This is a genomic window from Kitasatospora sp. NPDC048298 (genome assembly GCF_043201465.1).
GTDB lineage: Bacteria > Actinomycetota > Actinomycetes > Streptomycetales > Streptomycetaceae > Kitasatospora.
Window position 1 is genome coordinate 1 of record NZ_JBICYZ010000167.1, and the last position, 1,718, is coordinate 1,718.

1 protein-coding gene is annotated in these 1,718 nt (G+C 71.0%); it reads right to left on the reverse strand.

The window, feature by feature from the left end:
* Positions 1-152: 152 nt before the first annotated feature.
* Positions 153-1,442: an ATP-dependent Clp protease ATP-binding subunit ClpX gene (clpX, locus tag ACGF0D_RS44205; protein WP_045696864.1), complete on the reverse strand. Its 1,290-nt coding sequence runs from the start codon at positions 1,440-1,442 to the stop codon at positions 153-155.
* Positions 1,443-1,718 lie beyond the last annotated feature (276 nt).

Below are 1,718 nucleotides of genomic sequence, written 5' to 3' on the forward strand. Positions count from 1 at the left end.
GGGCCCCCCCCCCCACCCCGACCCCCCGCCCCCCGCCCGCCCCCGGGCCCCCCGCCCCGCAATACCGGCCCCACCCCCCCCCCCCCCCGCCCCGGCGGGGGGCCCCCCCCCCGGAGCGGGGGCGGGGCCCCTCTCGTGTGCGGGTCTTCGGGTCAGGCGCTCTTCTCCCGGCGCTCGCGCTTGATCATGTCGCGCGGCACCAGGGTGGGGATGGCGTGCTTGGAGACCACGTCACCGGTGACCACCACGCGGGCGACGTCCTGGCGCGAGGGGACCTCGTACATCACGGACATCAGCACCTCCTCCATGATGGCCCGCAGTCCGCGCGCGCCGGTGCCGCGCAGGATCGCCTGGTCGGCGATCGCCTCCAGCGCGTCCCGGGAGAACTCCAGCTCCACGCCGTCCAGTTCGAACAGCTTGCGGTACTGCTTGACCAGCGCGTTGCGCGGCTCGGTGAGGATCTGGAGCAGCGCCTCGCGGTCCAGGTTGTGCACGCTGGTGATCACCGGCAGACGGCCGATGAACTCGGGGATCATGCCGAACTTCACCAGGTCCTCGGGCATCACCTGGCGGAAGTGGTCGCTGGCGTCCGACTCCCGCTTGGAGCGGATGTTGGCGCCGAAGCCGATGCCCTTGGCACCCGCGCGGCCCTCGATGATCCGCTCCAGGCCGGCGAACGCGCCGCCGACGATGAACAGCACGTTGGTGGTGTCGATCTGGATGAACTCCTGGTGCGGGTGCTTGCGCCCGCCCTGCGGCGGCACCGAGGCGGTGGTGCCCTCCAGGATCTTCAGCAGGGCCTGCTGCACGCCCTCGCCGGAGACGTCCCGGGTGATCGACGGGTTCTCGCTCTTGCGCGCGACCTTGTCGATCTCGTCGATGTAGATGATCCCGGTCTCGGCCTTCTTGACGTCGTAGTCGGCCGCCTGGATCAGCTTGAGCAGGATGTTCTCGACGTCCTCGCCGACGTAGCCGGCCTCGGTCAGCGCGGTGGCGTCCGCGATCGCGAACGGCACGTTCAGCATCCGGGCCAGGGTCTGCGCCAGCAGCGTCTTGCCGGAGCCGGTGGGGCCCAGCAGCAGGATGTTGGACTTGGCCAGCTCGATGGCGTCCTCGCGGCCGTTGCCACCGCTGCGGCCCGCCTCACCGGCCTGGACGCGCTTGTAGTGGTTGTAGACGGCGACCGACAGCGCCTTCTTGGCGAGGTCCTGGCCGACCACGTACTGGTCCAGGAACTCGTAGATCTCGCGAGGCTTCGGGAGTTCCTCGAAGCGCACCTCGGAGGTCTCGGCGAGTTCCTCCTCGATGATCTCGTTGCACAGGTCGATGCACTCGTCGCAGATGTACACGCCTGGGCCGGCGATCAGCTTCTTCACCTGCTTCTGCGACTTGCCGCAGAACGAGCACTTGAGCAGGTCGCCACCGTCTCCGATGCGTGCCACGAGGTGCTTCCCCTTCGCCAGGGGCCCCGCAGGGTTCCGGGGCCTGGTGCTGTGGACCGTCAACGCCGACGGCGCTCGGTCTCGCTATCCGACGGTACTCTGCCGGGCCCGTGATTCCGTCCTCTTCGCCAGGTCTGCCCTACGCCCTGGGCGAATTGATACCGAACAGATGCCGTCGCACGGGCCCGCCGATGGGCCGGGGGGGGGGGGGGGGGGGGGGGGCGCCCCGCGCCCCCCCCCCCCCCCCCCCCCCCCCCCCCCCCCCCCCCCCCGGCC